Here is a 16,944-nt window from a genome sequence, read left to right as displayed (position 1 = left end):
AAGCCCGCTCCCACAGTGGTTTCGGTGATCCGCAATACTTGTGGGAGCTGGCTTGCCAGCGATGGCGGCAGTCCAGGCACCGCAGGGCATGAGCAAGACGGTTGCTCCCACAGGATATGCGCACGACGCCGATCCTGTGTGGGAGCAGGAATGCTCCGGCCATCAGTCCGGCTGGAACGGCGACTCGCTGAGGATCACCCCGGTCTCTTCCACATAGCGCTGCCAATGGCCGATCAAGGCCTCGAGCTTCTCCGGGCGCGCCTGCGCCAGGTCGTGGATCTCCCCCGGATCCGCCGCCAGGTCATAGAGCTGCCAGGTCGCCGGCCCCACCGGGCCCGGGATGTACACGGCCTTCCAGTGCCCCTGGCGGATCGCCCGGCGCCCGAACAGCTCCCAGCCGGTGACGGTGTGTTCGTCATGCACCTGCGCCGTCTCGCCGGACAGGAAGCCCAGCCACGATTTGCCCCGCAGCGGCGCCACCGGTTTGCCGCGCCACTGCTTGCCGGGATGGCGCACGCCGGCCAGGTCGAGAATGGTCGGGGCGATGTCCATGACCGTGCCGAAGCCGTGGCTGATCTGCCCGCCGACCGGCAGCGGCGGGTAGTGCAGCAGCGCCGGCACGCGGATCCCGCCTTCGGTGGTGAAGGCCTTGAACAGCCGCGACGGCGCCGTGGCCACCTGGGCCCAGCTCGGCCCGTACCAGACGTAGGAGTTGGCGCGGCCGATGTTGTCCAGGCTGTTGTCGTAGTGCCGGTCGAGGAAGGTCAGCAGCTGCGGGCCGAACTTGGGGAAGGCCTCCAGCAGCGCGCCTTCGGCGCCGTTGTCGGACATGAACAGAATGAACGTGTTGTCGAGCTGCCCCTGCTGGCGCAGGTAGTCGACGACCCGGCCGATGTTCCAGTCCATGCGCTCGACCATCGCCGCGTAGACCTCCATGGCCCGGGCGGAGATCTGCCGTTGCCGGTCGCTCAAGGCGTCCCACTGCGCGTTCAGCCGGATCAGCGGATGCGGCTCGACGTCCGCCTCGATCAACCCCAGCGCCTTGAGCCTTTCCAGCCGTTCGAGGCGCAGGGCCTCGGGGCCGGCGTCGTAGCGGCCGCGATATTTTTCGACGATCTCGGCCGGCGCCTGCAACGGCCAGTGCGGCGCGGAAAACGGCAGGTAGGCGAAGAACGGCCGGGTCTGGTCACGCTCCTTCAGGTATTGCAGCAGCTTGTCGCCGAAGGCGTCGGAGGAATAGAAATCCTTGGGCAACGCGTCGAGGAAGGTGTCGTCCTCGATGTACAGCGCCGGGGTGGATTTGAGCAGGCGCGGCGTGTCGTCCTGGTACGGCGGCTCGAAACCGTAGTGGTTGGCCGCCCCCGGCAGCAGTGAGAACGAGCGCTCGAAACCCCGGGCGTGGGGCGCCAGATCGGCGGTCAGGCCCAGGTGCCATTTGCCGCTCATCAGGGTTTGGTAGCCGGCCTCGCGCAGCAGCTCCGGCAGCGTCACCACGCGGTCGTTGAGGTGGCCCTCGTAGCCCGGCTTGCCGATCAGATCCGGCGTCAGCGCCTCGGCCATGGTGCCGATCCCGGCGATGTGGTGGTCGGTGCCGGTGAGCAGCATCGAGCGGGTCGGCGAGCAGGTCGGCGCGGTGTGGAAATCGGTCAGGCGCAGGCCGTTTGCGGCCAGGGCATCGAGGTTCGGCGTGGCGATCTCGCCGCCGAAGGCGCCGATGTCGGAGAAGCCGAGGTCATCGGCCAGGATCACCAGGAAATTGGGGCGTTGCGGCATCGGCAGACTCCTGTTCAGTAGGCAATGAAAGACAGCGGCAAATCGCGGATCCGCACCGCCGGGGCAGGCAGGTAGTGACCGTCGCCGGTCAGTTCGTGCAGCAGTTCCTCGCGCAACTGATGGAAGTCGAAACCGCTGCGCTGGCGCGGACGGGGCAGGGCGATGTCCACCACTTGCTTGATCCGCCCCGGCCGGGGCTCCATCACCACCACCCGGTCGGCCAGGAAGATCGCTTCCTCGACATCGTGGGTGACCAGGATGGTGGTGATCCTGGCCCGGTCGCGGATCGCCAGCAGTTCGTCCTGCATCTGTTGGCGGGTCAGCGCGTCGAGGGCGCCGAAGGGTTCGTCGAGCAGCAGGATCCGCGGGCTCGCCACCAGGCCGCGGGCGATGGCCACCCGCTGCGCCATGCCGCCGGAGAGCTGGTGCGGATAGGCGCGGGCGAAGTCGCGCAGGCCCACCAGTTCGATGAAACTGTCGACGCGCCGCAGCTTCTCGGCGGCGCCGAGGGGCTCGTTGACCAGGCCCAGGCCGATGTTGTCGGCCACCGTCAGCCAAGGGAACAGGCGGTGCTCCTGGAACACGATGCCGCGCTCGCCGCCGACGCCGGTGACGGCCTTGCCGTCCACGGTGATCTGCCCGCGAAACTCGGTGTCCAGGCCCACCAGCAGGCGCAGCAGGGTGGATTTGCCGCAGCCGCTGGAGCCGACGATGGCGACGAACTCGCCCTCGGCGATGTCGAGGTTGAATTCGCGGATCGCTTCCAGTTCGAAGCCGTCGACGTCGAAGGATTTGCCGACGTGGGTGAAGCTGACAATCGGTGCGTTCATGCGTGTCTCCAGCGGGTCGCGCGGATTTCCAGGCGTAGGCCAATGAGGTTGAGGAGGGCGCCGGTGAGGCCGACCAGCAGCATCCCGGCCATGATCAGGTCCATGCGCAGCAGTTGCTGGGCGCCGATCATCTGGCTGCCGATGCCGCCGTTGGACGGCATGAAGTATTCGGCGCCGATGGTGCCGAGCCAGGCGTAGATCAGGCTCAGGCGCAGGCCGGCGAAGATGCCCGGAGCCGCCCCCGGCAGCACCAGCCGGCGCAGGCGCAGGCCGAGGTTCAGGCGCAAGGCCTGGGCGGCTTCGTTGAGCTGCGGCGACAGGTTGGCGACGCTGCGCTGGGTGGCGACGAACAGTGGAAAGAACGCGGCGAGGGCCACGAACACCCACTTGGCCGGTTCGCCCAGGCCGAACCACGCGGTGAGCAGCGGCACCCAGGCGAATATCGCGATCTGCCGCAGGGCGGCGAGGGTCGGGCCGATCAGGCGTTCGGCGCTGCGCGACAGGCCCAGCAGCAAACCCAGCGCCAGGCCGAGCCCGCCGCCGATCACCAGGCCGCCCAAGGTGCGGCCCAGGCTCAGGGCCATGCCGCCGATCAGCGTGCCGTCGAGCAGACCGTTACGGGTGGCCTCCAGCACGGTCAGCGGGCTGACCAGAATGTTGGCGTCGATCCACTGCCCGTCGCTCGCCGCCTGCCACAGCGCCAGCAGGGCCAGCGGCAGCAGCCACGGCTGCAGCCGTTGCCGGCCGCGGTAGCGCGGGCCCCGGCGGATTTCGGCGGTGGCCGGGTGCGGCCAGTGCACCAGCCGGCCGTCGAGCAAGCCGATGCCGCGGTCCATCGCCACGCCGAACAGGCCGATCACCACGATGCAGACGAACACGATGTCGAGCATGAACAGCTGCCGCGCCCAGACCATCAGGTAGCCGATGCCTTCGCTGGAGGCCAGCAGCTCCACCGCCAGCAGCGACGTCCAGCCGGCGGCCAGGGCCAGGCGCACGCCGGCCATGAATGCCGGCAGCGCGGCGGGCAGGATCAGGCGGCGGATCAGCAGGTGCGGCGGCAGGCGCAGCACGGTGGCGGCTTCGCGCAGCTTCGGTTGCGCATCGCGCACGCCGACCAGGGTGTGCAGGGTCACCGGCACCACGATGGCCTTGACCAGCACCACCAGCTTGAGCGTTTCGCCGATGCCGAAGACCACCATGAACAGCGGGATCCACGCCAGCGTCGGCACCTGGGCGAGCCCGGCGAACGTCGGAAATATCAACCGTTCGAGCGGTCGGCTGAAACCCAGCGCCGCGCCCAGTGCCGCACCGGTCGAAATGCCTGCCAAAAGGCCCCAGAGCAGCCGCTGCAGGCTGATCCAAAAATGGCTCCACAACTCACCCCGGGACAGTTCGAGCGCGCTGCTCCAGACCAGCGACGGTGCCGGCAGGATCTGCTCGCTCATCCATTGGTTGCGCGCCGCCAGCCACCAGAGGGCGAACAGGCCGAGCGGCAGCAGCCAGGGCAGCAGGCGTTGGCTCAGCGTCGGCCAGGGCCGCCGGGGTTTGAGCGCCGGCGCCGGCAGCGGCAGGCTGAGCAGGGAATCTCGGGCCATGGGTGACCTCCGTTGTCGGGTTGCATGGCAGACCGCTGCGCTTGTGTGGAAGCGGTGTATGCAAAATCGATCTATAAAAAGTTAAATCAATGCTATTGGGAGATAAGCCAGACCATTTAAGGCCTCCAGCCCTGACGCATCCAATGCATTCGGAGAATATTTTCGATGCTGTTTTTGCATACCGGCGCGGGAGCCCCGACGGCGCCTGCTTAGCGCATAAAGATATAAAAATGTGCATTTATAGTATTTAAGTGCAGAAGGCCATTGCGCCTACTTTCGGCTCCTCAATGCCCGTCGCGATCAGGAGCCGCTCCCATGAACCATCCCTTCAAACATGTCACCCGTCTGTTTGCCGCCTCTGCGCTGGCGGGGCTGTTCGCCTTCGCCGCCCACGCCGATGAACTCAAGGAAATCCGCATCGCCGTGCCCGACCTCAGCGCCGGCACCCAGCACAGCGGCGGCGGCATCGTCGACGTGCTGCGCAATCAGCAGGTCTTCGAGAAGGCTTTCGCCGAACAGGGGATCAAGATTCAGTGGAGCTTCTTCAAGGGAGCGGGACCGGTGATCAACGAGGCGTTCGCCAACGGCCAGGTGGACCTGGCCTACCTGGGCGACCTGGCGGCGATCATCGGCAAGTCCAACGGCCTCGACACCCGCCTGCTCAGCGCGACCGCCCGTGGCGTAAAGCAGTACCTGGGCGTGGTGCCGGGGTCGGGGATCAAGACGCTGCAGGACCTGAAAGGCAAGCGCGTGGCGATCTTCCGCGGCACCGCGACGCAGCTGTCGTTCGATGCGGCGCTGGCCAGCCAGGGCCTGAGCGAGAAGGACGTGAAGGTCATCAACCTCGACTTCAACGCGGCGGTCGCCGCCCTGGCGGCCAAACAGATCGATGCGTCCTGGGGCAGCTCCGGGCTGACCGCGCTTCAAGCCAGGGGACTGGCCGAACTGCCGCTCAACACCAAGGATCTGGGCGGCGCCGGCAGCGTGCAGGCGGTGCTGGTGGGCACCGGCAAGTTCGTCGATGCCCATCCCGACGTCGTGGCCAAGTTGCTCAAGGCCCAGCAGCAGGCGGTGGACTGGTTGACCCAGGACAGCAACAAGGACGCCTATGTGCAGTTGGTGTCGGGGCTGGCGAGCTATCCGCCGGTGATCCTGACCCAGGACCTGAAGGATCAGAAACTGAGCGAAGTGTTCCCCTCGACGCTGGATCCGGTGTTCCTCGGCAAGCTGCAGGACGCGGTGGACCTGGCGGCGCAGCAGAAGCTGATCCGCAAGCCGTTCAAGGTCAATGACTGGGTGGCGCCGGGGCTGGCGGCTGCCGGGCTCTGAGTCTTTGGCAATCTTGGTGAGCCTTCGCGGGCAAGACCGCTCCCACGTTGGTCCCGGTGAGCACAGAATGTGTGCTCACCGATGATCCCTGTGGGAACGGGCTTGCCCGCCAAATATCCCTAGACGGCGACGCCGAGGGCCTGACTGTCCAGCGTCACCAGCGTCTCGATCATCGCCCGCGCCGCCGGCGACAGGCGGAACCCGGTGCGGCTGACGATCCCGCACCGGGCATTCATGCTTTCCAGGTTCTGCGGCAGGTTGCGCCAGTGCAGCAGCGCCAGCGAACCCTGGGCGATGTCCTGCTCGAATGCCTCTTCGGTGCCCACGCCGATGGCGTTGGACTGCAACACCACCTTGACCAGCGCCGGGAAATGCTCGGTCTCGATGGTCGGTGAAAAATCGACCCGGCCACTGAGGTTCGCCAGCAGTTTGCGGATGCCCGGCGGGATCAGCGTGGTCGCCAGCGGGTAGTCGAACATGTCGTTGGTCGACAGGCTTTCCTTGGCCAGCAGCGGGTGCCCCGGCCGGCAGAAGAACACCCCGCGCTTGGGCGTCAGTGCCTGGGTCTGGAAGTTGGGGTCGGCCTCGAAATGGCGGATGTCGGCGATGAAGAATTCGATCTCTTCGCGGCTCAGGGCGCGGCTGAGCTTTTCCCAGTTGTCCACCTGAAAGCAGGTGCGCACCTTGGGGTGCGAATTGACGAACTGCGCCACCGCATCCGGCACCAGCTTCACCGCCGGCGCAGGACCGCAGCCGAAGCGCAGTTCGCCGGCGTCGAGCTTGGTCATCTGCGTCACTTCGGCGCTGAGCAGCGCCGCACCCTGCACCAGCGTGAGGGCATGCTGCAGCACCACCTGGCCTTCCGGGGTGGGGCGCAAGTCCTTGTTGCCGCGGTCCACCAGCACGCAGCCGAACTCCTGCTCCAGCCCCTGGATGCTGCGGCTGAACGCCGGTTGGGTGATGCCCATCGCGTCCGCCGCGCGGACGAAGCTGCGGTGTTCGTTGAGGGCGATGAAGTAGCGCAGTTGGCGAAGATCCATATGCTTTTCCGGCATCCTAAAAATAGCGCGAAGGCATTTGCGACAAGGGTTGATCGAGGTTTTAAATGCAAGCTCTTATTCCGTCAACGAAGCACGTTAATATCTATTAGATGTAAATGGAATATAGATAGAGCGTTGCTTCGCTGCCGGCCAACCGCAAGCAGATGATGAGGGTCGACCCATGAGCAATGCCGCACTCGCTGTAAAACCCGCTGTCCAGGCGCTGGACATCCATCCGGTGGCCGGCCGCATCGGCGCCGAGATCCGTGGTGTGCAACTGTCCGGTGAGCTGGACGCCGCCACCGTCGAAGCCATCCAGCAGGCGCTGGTGCAGTACAAGGTGGTGTTCTTCCGCGAGCAGACCCAGCTCGACGACCAGCGCCAGGAGGCCTTCGCCCACTTGCTCGGCGAACCGGTGGCGCACCCCACCGTGCCGTCCCGCGAGGGCACCCGCTACCTGCTGGAGCTGGACGGCGCCGAGGGCCAGCGCGCCAACTCGTGGCACACCGACGTGACCTTCGTCGAGGCCTACCCCAAGGCTTCGATCCTGCGTTCAGTGGTGGCGCCGGCCTTCGGCGGCGACACCCTGTGGGCCAACACCGCCACCGCCTACAGCGAACTGCCGGTGGAGCTGCGGGAGTTGGCGGACAAACTGGTGGCGGTGCACAGCAACGAATACGACTACGCGGCGGTGAAGCCGGACGTGTCGGCGGAGAAGCTGGAGCGCTACCGCAAGATCTTCACCTCGACCGTGTACGAGACCGAACACCCGGTGGTGCGGGTGCACCCGGTCAGCGGCGAGAAAAGTTTGCTGCTGGGGCATTTCGTCAAACGCATCAAGGGCTATTCCCAGGCCGATTCGGCGCACCTGTTCGGGCTGCTGCAGAGCCATGTGATCCGCCAGGAAAACACCGTGCGCTGGCGCTGGAAGGCCGGTGACGTGGCGATCTGGGACAACCGTTCGACCCAGCATTACGCGATCGACGACTACGGCACCCAGGACCGGGTGGTGCGCCGCGTGACGCTCAAGGGCGAGGTGCCGGTGGGGGCTTCCGGGCAGCGCAGCCGGACCGTCAAGGGGGCTGAAAGCGTCGGCGCCTGATCTGGCCTCATCGCGGGCAAGTCGAATCGTCGCACCGCCGCTCCCGCAGGGGCTGCGGCGAACGCAGATCCTGCGACCGATGACTGGGGCGGCGGTGCGACGATTCGACTACCCCGCAAAGACAATGGGGCGGCCAACGAAGTGGCCGCCTTCACCACACGCCGATCTGCACGGCTTTCTCGGTGTCGGGCTCGCCGTAACGGAACCGCTGCCCGCGCTCGTCGATTTCCCGGTGACTGATGGTGGTGCGCCGCTTCAGCCCGCGCAGCCATTCGAACAGATACCCCGCATGTTCCTCGCGCACCGCCGCGTGAGCCGGATCGTCCCCCAGGTCGCGCAGTTCCTGCGGGTCGTTCGACAGGTCGAAAAGCTGCGGCCGGAAGCCGTCGTAGGCCAGGTACTTCCAGCGTTCGCTGCGCACCATGGTCATGCGGCAGCGGTCGATGGGCCGGCCCAACCGCTCCCGCGCCGGGGCCTGGAAGGCGTAGTCGTATTCGCTGATCGCGTAGCGGCGCCACTCGGGGCGTTCACCGTGCAGCAAGGGAATCAGCGAGCGTCCCTCCAGGCGGTGCTCGGCACCCGGCAGGCCCAATGCCTCCAGGAACGTCGGCAATGCGTCGATGGTTTCCGCCAGTCGCTCGTCCACCGAACCCCGGGTGATGTCCGCCGCCGCGCGCGGGTCGCGCACGATCAGCGGCACGCCCACGGCCTGCTCCAGCAAGAACTCCTTCTCGCCCAGGTAATGGTCGCCGAGAAAGTCGCCGTGATCGCTGGTGAAGACGATCAGCGTGTCCTCCCAGTGCCCGTTGCTTTGCAGGAAGTCGAACAGCCGCCCGAGGTGGTCATCGATCTGTTTGACCAGGCCCATGTACGCAGGAATGACGTTCTGCCGCACTGCATCCCGAGAGAAGTTCACGCTTTCTTCGTGTTGGCGGAAGGCGTTGTAAACCGGGTGTTTGCTGGCGTTTTCGGGGGCGGCGCGCACCGGTTCGAGAATCGATTTCGTACCGTACAAGGCGTGGTACGGTGATGGTACGATATAAGGCCAATGGGGCTTTATGAAGGATAGGTGCAAACACCAGGATTGCCCGTTTTGTTCGTTGATGAAGTCGATGGCGCGATCAGTGGTGAAAGCGGTCTCCGAATGCCGTTCGGGGATGCGGGCCGGCAGGTTTGCGTGGCGCATGTGCCAGCCGCTGAGGAGGTCGCCGTTCTCGCCTTCGGCGGCGTTGGCCCAGTCGTGCCAGGGGTTGCGGCCGCCGAAGCCGTGGCTGCGCAGGTAATGGGTGTAGGGGGCGGATTCGCGCTTGTCGTCGAACAGCGGGTCGTCGGGGTAGATGCCGTCGTGCCGCAGGTACGGCTCGAAGCCGACTTCGTTCAACCCCCGGACCTGGTCGCCGTCGGGATCGAGCGCCAGCCGCCTCAGGCCGTCCAGGTTCGGCGTCGCGTGGGTCTTGCCCACCAGCGCGGTGCGGATGCCGTGGGGGCGCAGGTAGTCGCCGAGGGTCAGTTCATCCAGCGGCAGCGGCACCGCGTTCCACGCCACCTGGTGGCTGCTGACGTAGCGTCCGGTGTAGGCCGACATCCGCGACGGGCCACAGATCGTGCCTTGGGTGTAGGCGCGGCTGAAGCGCACGCCGGCGGCGGCCAGGCGGTCGATGTTCGGCGTGTGCAGGTGCGGGTGGCCGTAGCAGGACAGGTAGTCGCGGCGCAGTTGGTCGCACATGATGTACAGCACGTTGCGCACGGGTTTTGGCGGGTTGGGCATGGGGCTCACCGGTCAGAGGGACAGGCGGCTTTTTTCGCTGCGGGCGGGGCCGTTCGGCAAGTGCATTCGGGGAATGCCGGTCATGCAGGGATTGCATCGGCTCGGCGGTCTCGCCCCGATCCTGCGGTGCCTTTACTGACGCCATCGCCAGCAGGCTGGCTCCTACAGTGTTCTGCGCTGATCACCGATCCGGGTACGGCCGCGCCCTTTGTGGGCCAGCCTGCTGGCGATGGCGGCGGATCAGACCGCCAGCCCGTCGAGCGAGCACACCCCTTCGTCCAGCGCATCGATCTCGCGGATCTGCGCCACCATCGCCTCGGCCAGCGGTGACAGGCGATACCCCGTCCGGCTGACGATCCCGTAGCGGGTGTAGAGCTCCTCCAGGTCATCCGCCAACCCTTCGATCTTCAGGCACACCAGCTCGTCCCGGGCCCGGTGCAGCGCGTCGGAGTACGCACCGACGATGCCGATCGCATCCGAGCGCAGCACCACGCCGAGCAGGCTGGCGCTGTTTTCGCACTCCACGTTCGGCGTGAAGTCCGGTCGGCCGCTGAGGTCGACGATCACCTTGCGCAGGTTCGGCGGGCGGATGCTCACCGCCATCGGATAACCCATCAGCTCGGCGGCGCTGACCCGCTCCCGCGCCGCCAACGGATGCCCGGCGCGGCAGCAGAAATGCCATTTGCGCGGGCGCAGGCGGTGGGTCAGGTAGTCCGGGTCGGCCTCGAAATGCCGGGTGTCGGCGACGAAGAACTCGAACTCTTCGCTGTGCAGGCGTTTGCTCAGGCTCTGCCAGTCATCGACCTGGTAGTGCACCCGCGCCTTGGGGTAGCGCCCGATGAAGCGGCCGACGGCCCGGGGGATCAGCCCCGCCGCCGGCGCCGGGCCGCAGCCGAAGCGCAACTCGCCCGCTTCGAGGCCGTTGAACTGGCTGATCTCGTTGGCCATCTGCTGCGCGCCGCTGACCAGCCGCCGCGCATGCTCCAGCAGCACCAGGCCTTGCTTGGTCGGCGGCAGGTCCTTGCGTCCCCGGTCGACCAACTGACAGCCGACGCTGTGCTCCAGCGCCTGGATGCTGCGGCTGAACGCCGACTGCGACAGGTTCACCGCCTGCGCGCCGGCGACGAAGCTGCGTTGTTCGGCAAGGGCGATGAAGTGACGTAACTGACGCAAGTCGATATGCATTTTTCACATAAAAAATATCCGGGAAATGCATTGGATATGCATTAGGTCGACTCCTTATAAAGGCAATCTCTTATGCAGTAAAAGTTTGTAAATCAATATACAAATAACTTTGAAGAATATGCAGCGCCGGACCGGCCTGTGCGTTCTTTGATCAGGAGCCGCCTCATGAGTCCGTTGAATCCCGCCACCGCGCTGCCGCCCCGACGGCTCAAACGCTTGCCATTGGCCCTGTTGCTGGCCGGGAGCGCCAACTGGAGCGCGGGCTACGCCGCCGATCCGCAAGCACCGGCGCCTGCTCCGCAACGCGAGGGCGCGAGCGTCGGTTCACAGTTGGAAACCGTGACCGTCACCACCCGCCGCCGCGAGGAAAGCGCTCAGGATGTGCCGACACCGATGAGCGTGGTCAGCGGCCAGACCCTGGAAACCCAGCGGGTGTACCGGATCCAGGACCTTCAGCAACTGGTGCCCAGCGTCAACGTCGCCTACATGCATGCGCGCCAGTCCAGCGTGTCGATCCGCGGCCTGGGCAACAACCCGGCCAGCGACGGGCTCGAAGGCAGCGTCGGGCTGTACATCGACAACGTGTACCTGGGCCGTCCGGGGATGGCGGTCTTCGACCTGATGGACATCGAGCAGCTCGAAGTGCTGCGCGGGCCCCAGGGCACGCTGTTCGGCAAGAACACCACCGCCGGGGTGATCAACATCGGCACCCGCGCGCCGAGCTTCACCCCGGAGCGCAGCATCGAGACCTCGGTCGGCGAGGACGGTTACTTCCAGACCAAGGGCACGATTTCGGGGCCGCTCAACGACCAGTTGGCCGGGCGCTTTTCCGCCTACCGCACCCGCAGCGACGGCGACATCAAGAACGAGTTCAACGGGCACGACCTCAACGGCGGCTCCCGCGACGGTTTCCGCGCGCAGTTGCTGTTCAAGCCCAACGAGTCCTTCAACCTGCGCTGGATCGGCGACTACAACGAAGAAGACTCCAGCGCCGGCACCCGCGCGCTCTACAGCACCGGGCCGACCATCAACGGTGTGAACCTCTATTCGGCGCGGGCGGCGGCGGCCGGTGCGTCCCTGGTCAACGGCTCGCACCGCAAGGTCAACCTGGACAACGACCAGCACGTCACCGTGCACCAGGGCGGCACGTCGGTGGAGGCCAACTGGACGCTGCCGAGCGATTTCACCCTGACCTCGGTCAGCTCTTACCGGTTCTGGAACTTCACCCCGCGCAACGACGACGGCCTCAACGTGCCGGCCACCTACAACGCCGGGGTGTCGGTGGAGGACAAGCAGTATTCCCAGGAATTTCGCCTGGCGTCGCCCAAGGGCGAATTCTTCGATTACGTGCTCGGCGCCTACTACTTCGGCTCGGACCTGGACAACAAATCCTTCGCCTATTACGGGCCGCAGGCGGACATCTGGAACGGCACGCCGCGCGGGGCGCTGGCCAACGTCGACACGGTGGGCCACGGCCACATCAAGACCGACAGCTTCGCGCTGTTCGCCCAAGGCACCTGGCACCTGACCGAACGCCTGGACTTCACCGCCGGGGTGCGCGGCACCTACGAAGAGAAGAACGCCTGGGTCGACCGCGACGCACCCCGTGGCGGCGCTGCGGTGACCGGTGCGGCAGCCACCGCGCGGCGCGGCCGGGTCGGCGCCTACGATTCCGGCGACCTCAACCAGTACAGCTCCAGCCCGTCCGGACTGCTCAACCTGAGTTACCGCTTCAGCGATGAACTGCTGGGCTACGCCACGCTGTCCCACGGCGAAAAGTCCGGCGGGGTCAACCTGGTGGTCGGGTCGGCGCCGACGGCGGGGGCCGATTCGCTGCTGATCGGCACCGAACGCGCCAACAATGCCGAGCTCGGCTTCAAGAGCACGCTGTGGGACCGTCGCCTGCAACTCAACGCCAACGTGTTCTGGACGCAGGTCAACGCCTACCAGACCAACGCCTACGACGACGTCAACCGCGTGCAGTACCTGACCAACGCCGGTTCCGTGCGCTCGCGCGGCGTCGAGTTCGACAGCACGGTGATCCCGCTGCGGGGCCTGACGCTGAACTTCAACGGCTCCTACAACGACGTCAGCTACCTCTCGTACAAGGATGCGCCGTGCCCGCCGGAAGTCAGCCTCGCTCCCGGAGCCCCGGCCTCCTGCGACCTCAGCGGCCACCAGGTGGTCGGCGCCTCGAAATGGATCGGCAACGCCAACGGCGAATACAAGTGGAACCTGGACAACGGCCTCGAACCCTACGTCACCGCCAGCTACGCGTTCCGCTCCAAAGCGGTGGGCACGGTGGAGGACTCGGACTTCGGCCAGATCCCGAGCTACGCGGTGGTCAACTTCTCCACCGGCCTGCGCGGCGACTTCAACCAGGGCCAGTGGGACGTCTCGCTGTGGCTGAAGAACGCCTTCGACAAGACCTACTACACGACGCTGTGGACGGGCGGCAACGGCGGCTATGAAGGCCTGCTCGGCACTCCGCGGACGTTGGGCGTGACGGGGCGTTATGACTTTTGATCAGGGATGCAGATGTGAAAGTTATGACAGTAGTTATACATTGAACGCTGGGATGTATCGTTACGTTAAATGAGGGTTAATACTTTGGTGCAAAGTATGCCGGCTGCTCATAGTTGTTATTGCTAATTCGTTGGTAAATAGCCCGCTTTATGCGTGGACAATCGGTCACTTGCGAACCATCCTGAGTGCCGTGAGTTTCCAGGAGGAAACTTGCTCTCATCGGAAGATACTTAACCAACGATTAAGGAAATCTCGTTATGTCGAGCATTAATGGCACTTATGTAAACGCTAACGCTGGCGCCAAACTGACGATTACCGATGGCAACGACTCCAACGGCACCTTCAGCGGCCGGTTCAGCCAGAACGGCGTGAACTACGACATCGCATACGGGCACTACCACTTCCAGAACAGCACCGGGCAGCCTACGATCATCACCTTCGCGGCCCTCAACGACGGCACCGGCTATCAGGCCTGGACACTGTTCTCGCCAGACCACAACTACTCGAAAGTGCGCGCGGTGGGTTCGCGCAACAACTTCGACGGCGATGTGGTCGGCCTGGCTGGGGAGTTCGTGAAACAATAATGACGCCGCAGTAATAAAAGCCGATGCATGAAAGTGCATCGGCTTTTTGTTTTTGTTCATGGAACAGCAGCTGTTCATTTTCCATTGGTTGTCCCCGCTTCTTGGGTTTCCCGTAAAAGCACATGCCTTGGATGAATACTTTTCATGCCGCAAAGGCATGCGGTTTTTCATCCTCCGCTACAGCCCTTGCCGGACGTGGCTTTGGCGGAAATGACCGTTTCTTATATTCCATATCCGTCTATTCATAACATTAAAGATTACTTTCGGAGATAAGCGTCTGGCCCAATGATGGGGCCGTCGATGTGCCGCGGGGGATTGAACGAACGGCTGTCGGCAGCTTTGGCAGAACCAGAACGCAAAGAGACCGCAGGGAGTGAATCAATGGGCAATGTCCAGACCGCCGCCGCACAGGAGGTGCTGTGGCGCCACGCGCCGAGCGGCGAATTGGTCGGTCTCGGCCGGCCTCACCGGGTGCCGCTGGGGCAGCTGCGTCTGCAGCGCCCGCCCAAAGGCATCCTGAGCCGGCGCGAAACGATCCTGCTCGGCGTGCTGGCGTTGGTGGTGCATGGCGCGGTGATCTACTGGGTCGGCCGGCAGCCGACCCCGTCGCTGCCGGTGGTGCCGCCGCAGATCCCGCCGATGACCATCGAGTTTTCGCGTCCGGCGCCGCCGACGCCTCCTGTGGTCGAGCCACCGCCGCCGGCGCCCGTGCTCGAACCGCCTCCGCCGGTGGAGGACGAATTGGCGGTGAAGCCGCCCCCTGCGAAAAAGCCGAAGCCGATTCCGAAGCCGGTCGCCAAGCCTGTGCCCAAACCTGCGCCCAAGGCGGTCGAGCAACCGCCGGCACCCCCGCAGCCGGCCGCCCCGGCTGCGGCACCTGCACCGCCCGCGCCGCCTGCGCCCGCACCGGTCACGCCGGCTTCGGCCAACGCCGCGTACCTGAAGAACCCGGCGCCGGAATACCCGTCGCTGGCCCAGCGCCGCGGCTGGGAAGGCACCGTGCTGCTCAGGGTGCACGTGTTGGCCAGCGGCAAGCCGGGCGAGATCCAGATTCAGAAAAGCAGCGGCCGGCAACAGCTCGACGACGCGGCGCTGGAGGCCGTGAAGCGTTGGAGCTTCGTGCCGGCCAAGCAGGGCGACGTCGCCCAGGACGGCTGGGTCAGCGTCCCCATCGATTTCAAGATTCACTGAACCGAAACCAAATTTGCGCGAAACGTTTATACGAGGGAATGCATCATGACGTTACTGGCCTCTCCACTGGAATCCATCGAAAGCGCAGTGATCTGGCTGTTGGTGGTCTTCTCCGTCGCCACTTGGGGACTGGCGCTGCTCAAGGCTGTGCAGTTCGGCCGCCTGAAGGCCCAGGACCGCAGGTTCCACAAACGGTTCTGGGCGGCATCGAGCCTGGATTCCGCCGCCGAACTGAGCGAGACCCAGCCCGGCGCCGCCGCCCGGGTGGCCCAGGCCGGTTATGCGGCGATCCAGGTGGGCGAGGCGCCCCAGGCGACGGATCTGAGCCAGGCGATCAACCACCAGGACCGCCTGGAGCGTGCCTTGCGCCAGCAGATCGTGCGCGAGCGGCGCTCGCTGGAAACCGGCCTGGCGGTGGTCGCGAGCATTGGCAGCACCTCGCCGTTCATCGGCCTGTTCGGCACGGTGTGGGGCATCATGGAAGCGTTGAAAGGCATCAGCGCGGCGGGCTCGGCGAGCCTGGAAACGGTGGCCGGGCCCATCGGTGCAGCACTGGTCGCCACCGGCGTGGGGATCGCCGTCGCCGTGCCGGCGGTGTTGGTTTACAACTACTTTCTGCGGCGCCTGAAGCTCACCGCGGCAGACCTGGACGACTTCGCCCACGACTTCTACAGCCTGGCGCAGAAGAGCGCGTTCCGCGTGCTGATCCACCCGGCGGCCCAGCGCGCCGCAGTGGCGGGCGCAGCGACGAAAGTGAAGGAGGCGTCCTGAGATGGCCTTCTCCACGCAAGACAGTGACGAGGTGCTGAGCGAGATCAACGTGACGCCGTTGGTGGATGTGATGCTGGTGCTGCTGGTGGTGTTCATCGTCACCGCGCCGCTGCTGACCAATGCGATCCCGATCAACTTGCCCAAGACCGAGGCGGTGGCGCCGGTGGAGCAGAAGGATCCGCTGGTGGTGAGCATCGACGGGGCGGGCAAGCTGTTCATCAACAAGGATGAAATCCAGCCGGACCTGCTGGAGTTCAACCTCAAGGCCGCCAAGGCCAAGGATCCGGAAGTCCGCGTGCAGCTGCAGGCGGACGACGGCGTGAACTACGGCGAAGTGGCGCGGGCCATGGCGTCGATCGAGCGGGCCGGCATCACCAAGCTGTCGGTGATCACCGCGCGGTGAACGAATGTCGATTTTTCCGGGGCCGTCTCCTTGGCAGGGTGCGGCCCCTTTTTTGTCTTAAGCGGCAAGCGGCAAGCAGCAAGCAGCAAGCAGCAAGCAGCAAGCAAGAGCAGCTTGCAGCTTGAAGCTTGAAGCTTGAAGCTTGAATCTAACTTTACGTTATTAATAAATAGCTTCTTATTCCTTAACGAATATAACTCCCGTCCCTATACTCGACCAGGAACAGACACGACGCAGGAGAGCATCCCCATGCGCAACGAACCGATTCGTTACCTGATTGTGCCGGGCTGGCAAGGATCGCCAGAGGATCATTGGCAGACCCACTGGCAGAACAGCCTGCCCAACAGCGCCCGGGTGGAGCAGGCCGACTGGCTGACGCCCCGGCGCGAGGACTGGGTGGCGGCGCTGGCCGAGGCGATCGCCGCCGACAGCACGCCGGTGATCCTGATCGCGCACAGCCTGGGTTGCATCACCGTTGCCCATTGGGCGGCCAACGCGCCGTTGCAGGCCCTGCGTCAGGTGCGCGGCGCGCTGCTGGTGGCGCCGGCGGATGTCGAGCGTCCGGCGTGCGTGCCGGCCTTGCGCAATTTCGCGCCGATCCCGACCGACCTGCTGCCGTTCCCCAGCCAAGTGGTGAGCTCCGACAACGACGCCGCCGTCAGCGCCACCCGGGCCCTGGAACTGGCGCGCAACTGGGGCGCCGAGGCGGGGATCCTCGCCGGGGCCGGGCACATCAACGTGAAGTCCGGCCATCGGCGCTGGGAACAGGGATTCGCCTACCTCTACCGCCTGCAGAACCGCATGGAACATCACGCCCGGCGGCGCGCTTGAACCCTATTTTCCATTT

At 65.4% G+C, this 16,944-nt stretch carries 14 protein-coding genes; 8 read left to right on the top strand and 6 right to left on the bottom strand.

The genetic code is table 11. The annotated features are described in order from the left end of the window. Nucleotides 1-162: 162 nt before the first annotated feature. The 3 genes from KVG96_RS23515 to KVG96_RS23505 are packed head-to-tail and all read right to left on the bottom strand — an operon-like array spanning nt 163 to nt 4,198. The gene (locus tag KVG96_RS23515; RefSeq protein WP_217894152.1) at nt 163-1,773 is read right to left on the bottom strand and encodes an arylsulfatase; all 1,611 of its coding nucleotides are present in this window, start codon (nt 1,771-1,773) and stop codon (nt 163-165) included. Nucleotides 1,774-1,787: 14 nt separating this feature from the next. Further along, nucleotides 1,788-2,603, bottom strand: coding sequence for an ABC transporter ATP-binding protein (locus KVG96_RS23510; protein WP_217894151.1), 816 nt, complete (start codon nt 2,601-2,603; stop codon nt 1,788-1,790). Then, nucleotides 2,600-4,198 (bottom strand): ABC transporter permease, encoded by a 1,599-nt coding sequence (locus KVG96_RS23505; RefSeq protein WP_217894150.1) that lies wholly within the window; start codon nt 4,196-4,198, stop codon nt 2,600-2,602. The genes KVG96_RS23510 and KVG96_RS23505 overlap by 4 nt, the downstream gene beginning before the upstream one ends. Nucleotides 4,199-4,513: 315 nt before the next feature. Here KVG96_RS23505 and KVG96_RS23500 point away from each other — a divergent pair, with 315 nt between their 5' ends. Next, a complete protein-coding gene (locus KVG96_RS23500) occupies nt 4,514-5,527 on the top strand; it encodes an ABC transporter substrate-binding protein (RefSeq protein WP_217894149.1) in 1,014 nt (337 codons plus the stop codon). 119 nt (nt 5,528-5,646) lie between these two features. Here KVG96_RS23500 and KVG96_RS23495 read toward each other — a convergent pair whose 3' ends face one another. Continuing rightward, entirely contained in the window at nt 5,647-6,567 is a 921-nt protein-coding gene (locus tag KVG96_RS23495) for a LysR family transcriptional regulator (protein WP_217894148.1), read from the bottom strand. A gap of 181 nt (nt 6,568-6,748) precedes the next feature. Here KVG96_RS23495 and KVG96_RS23490 point away from each other — a divergent pair, with 181 nt between their 5' ends. Continuing rightward, nucleotides 6,749-7,669, top strand: coding sequence for a TauD/TfdA dioxygenase family protein (locus tag KVG96_RS23490; protein WP_217894147.1), 921 nt, complete (start codon nt 6,749-6,751; stop codon nt 7,667-7,669). A 151-nt stretch (nt 7,670-7,820) separates the two neighbouring features. Here KVG96_RS23490 and KVG96_RS23485 read toward each other — a convergent pair whose 3' ends face one another. Both KVG96_RS23485 and KVG96_RS23480 read right to left on the bottom strand, forming a co-directional pair. Continuing rightward, nucleotides 7,821-9,437: an alkaline phosphatase family protein gene (locus KVG96_RS23485; RefSeq protein WP_217894146.1), complete on the bottom strand. Its 1,617-nt coding sequence runs from the start codon at nt 9,435-9,437 to the stop codon at nt 7,821-7,823. Nucleotides 9,438-9,677: 240 nt separating this feature from the next. Further along, nucleotides 9,678-10,622: a LysR family transcriptional regulator gene (locus tag KVG96_RS23480; RefSeq protein WP_217894145.1), complete on the bottom strand. Its 945-nt coding sequence runs from the start codon at nt 10,620-10,622 to the stop codon at nt 9,678-9,680. Between the two features lie 165 nt (nt 10,623-10,787). On the opposite strand from KVG96_RS23480, the gene KVG96_RS23475 reads away from it, so the two are divergent. From KVG96_RS23475 to KVG96_RS23450, 6 genes are all read left to right on the top strand, one after another. Then, nucleotides 10,788-13,148: a TonB-dependent receptor gene (locus KVG96_RS23475; RefSeq protein ID WP_217894144.1), complete on the top strand. Its 2,361-nt coding sequence runs from the start codon at nt 10,788-10,790 to the stop codon at nt 13,146-13,148. Between the two features lie 257 nt (nt 13,149-13,405). Beyond that, nucleotides 13,406-13,732, top strand: a complete 327-nt coding sequence (locus KVG96_RS23470; protein WP_085582046.1) for a hypothetical protein — start codon at nt 13,406-13,408, stop codon at nt 13,730-13,732. A gap of 381 nt (nt 13,733-14,113) precedes the next feature. Beyond that, a complete protein-coding gene (locus KVG96_RS23465; protein ID WP_217894143.1) occupies nt 14,114-14,923 on the top strand; it encodes an energy transducer TonB in 810 nt (269 codons plus the stop codon). A gap of 45 nt (nt 14,924-14,968) precedes the next feature. Then, a complete protein-coding gene (locus KVG96_RS23460; protein ID WP_217894142.1) occupies nt 14,969-15,694 on the top strand; it encodes a MotA/TolQ/ExbB proton channel family protein in 726 nt (241 codons plus the stop codon). Between the two features lies 1 nt (nt 15,695). Beyond that, nucleotides 15,696-16,097: an ExbD/TolR family protein gene (locus KVG96_RS23455; protein ID WP_085631869.1), complete on the top strand. Its 402-nt coding sequence runs from the start codon at nt 15,696-15,698 to the stop codon at nt 16,095-16,097. 249 nt (nt 16,098-16,346) lie between these two features. Then, nucleotides 16,347-16,928 carry an alpha/beta hydrolase gene (locus KVG96_RS23450; protein ID WP_085582038.1) on the top strand — a complete coding sequence of 194 codons (582 nt, stop codon included), beginning with the start codon at nt 16,347-16,349 and terminating at the stop codon, nt 16,926-16,928. Nucleotides 16,929-16,944: the final 16 nt, after the last annotated feature.

Source organism: Pseudomonas ekonensis, assembly GCF_019145435.1.
In the GTDB taxonomy this organism is placed as follows: Bacteria; Pseudomonadota; Gammaproteobacteria; order Pseudomonadales; family Pseudomonadaceae; genus Aquipseudomonas; species Aquipseudomonas ekonensis.
Note: the sequence above shows the minus strand (reverse complement) of the source record. Positions and strands in the feature narration are given on the sequence as shown.

What these genes read in the sequence shown, in the direction of transcription:
- KVG96_RS23470 (WP_085582046.1), top strand. Translation starts at nt 13,406, where the DNA reads ATGTCGAGCATTAATGGCACTTATGTAAACGCTAACGCTGGCGCCAAA.
- KVG96_RS23480 (WP_217894145.1), bottom strand. Translation starts at nt 10,622, where the DNA reads ATGCATATCGACTTGCGTCAGTTACGTCACTTCATCGCCCTTGCCGAA.
- KVG96_RS23510 (WP_217894151.1), bottom strand. Translation starts at nt 2,603, where the DNA reads ATGAACGCACCGATTGTCAGCTTCACCCACGTCGGCAAATCCTTCGAC.
- KVG96_RS23455 (WP_085631869.1), top strand. Translation starts at nt 15,696, where the DNA reads ATGGCCTTCTCCACGCAAGACAGTGACGAGGTGCTGAGCGAGATCAAC.
- KVG96_RS23465 (WP_217894143.1), top strand. Translation starts at nt 14,114, where the DNA reads ATGGGCAATGTCCAGACCGCCGCCGCACAGGAGGTGCTGTGGCGCCAC.
- KVG96_RS23515 (WP_217894152.1), bottom strand. Translation starts at nt 1,773, where the DNA reads ATGCCGCAACGCCCCAATTTCCTGGTGATCCTGGCCGATGACCTCGGC.
- KVG96_RS23460 (WP_217894142.1), top strand. Translation starts at nt 14,969, where the DNA reads ATGACGTTACTGGCCTCTCCACTGGAATCCATCGAAAGCGCAGTGATC.
- KVG96_RS23485 (WP_217894146.1), bottom strand. Translation starts at nt 9,437, where the DNA reads ATGCCCAACCCGCCAAAACCCGTGCGCAACGTGCTGTACATCATGTGC.
- KVG96_RS23450 (WP_085582038.1), top strand. Translation starts at nt 16,347, where the DNA reads ATGCGCAACGAACCGATTCGTTACCTGATTGTGCCGGGCTGGCAAGGA.
- KVG96_RS23495 (WP_217894148.1), bottom strand. Translation starts at nt 6,567, where the DNA reads ATGGATCTTCGCCAACTGCGCTACTTCATCGCCCTCAACGAACACCGC.
- KVG96_RS23475 (WP_217894144.1), top strand. Translation starts at nt 10,788, where the DNA reads ATGAGTCCGTTGAATCCCGCCACCGCGCTGCCGCCCCGACGGCTCAAA.
- KVG96_RS23505 (WP_217894150.1), bottom strand. Translation starts at nt 4,198, where the DNA reads ATGGCCCGAGATTCCCTGCTCAGCCTGCCGCTGCCGGCGCCGGCGCTC.
- KVG96_RS23490 (WP_217894147.1), top strand. Translation starts at nt 6,749, where the DNA reads ATGAGCAATGCCGCACTCGCTGTAAAACCCGCTGTCCAGGCGCTGGAC.
- KVG96_RS23500 (WP_217894149.1), top strand. Translation starts at nt 4,514, where the DNA reads ATGAACCATCCCTTCAAACATGTCACCCGTCTGTTTGCCGCCTCTGCG.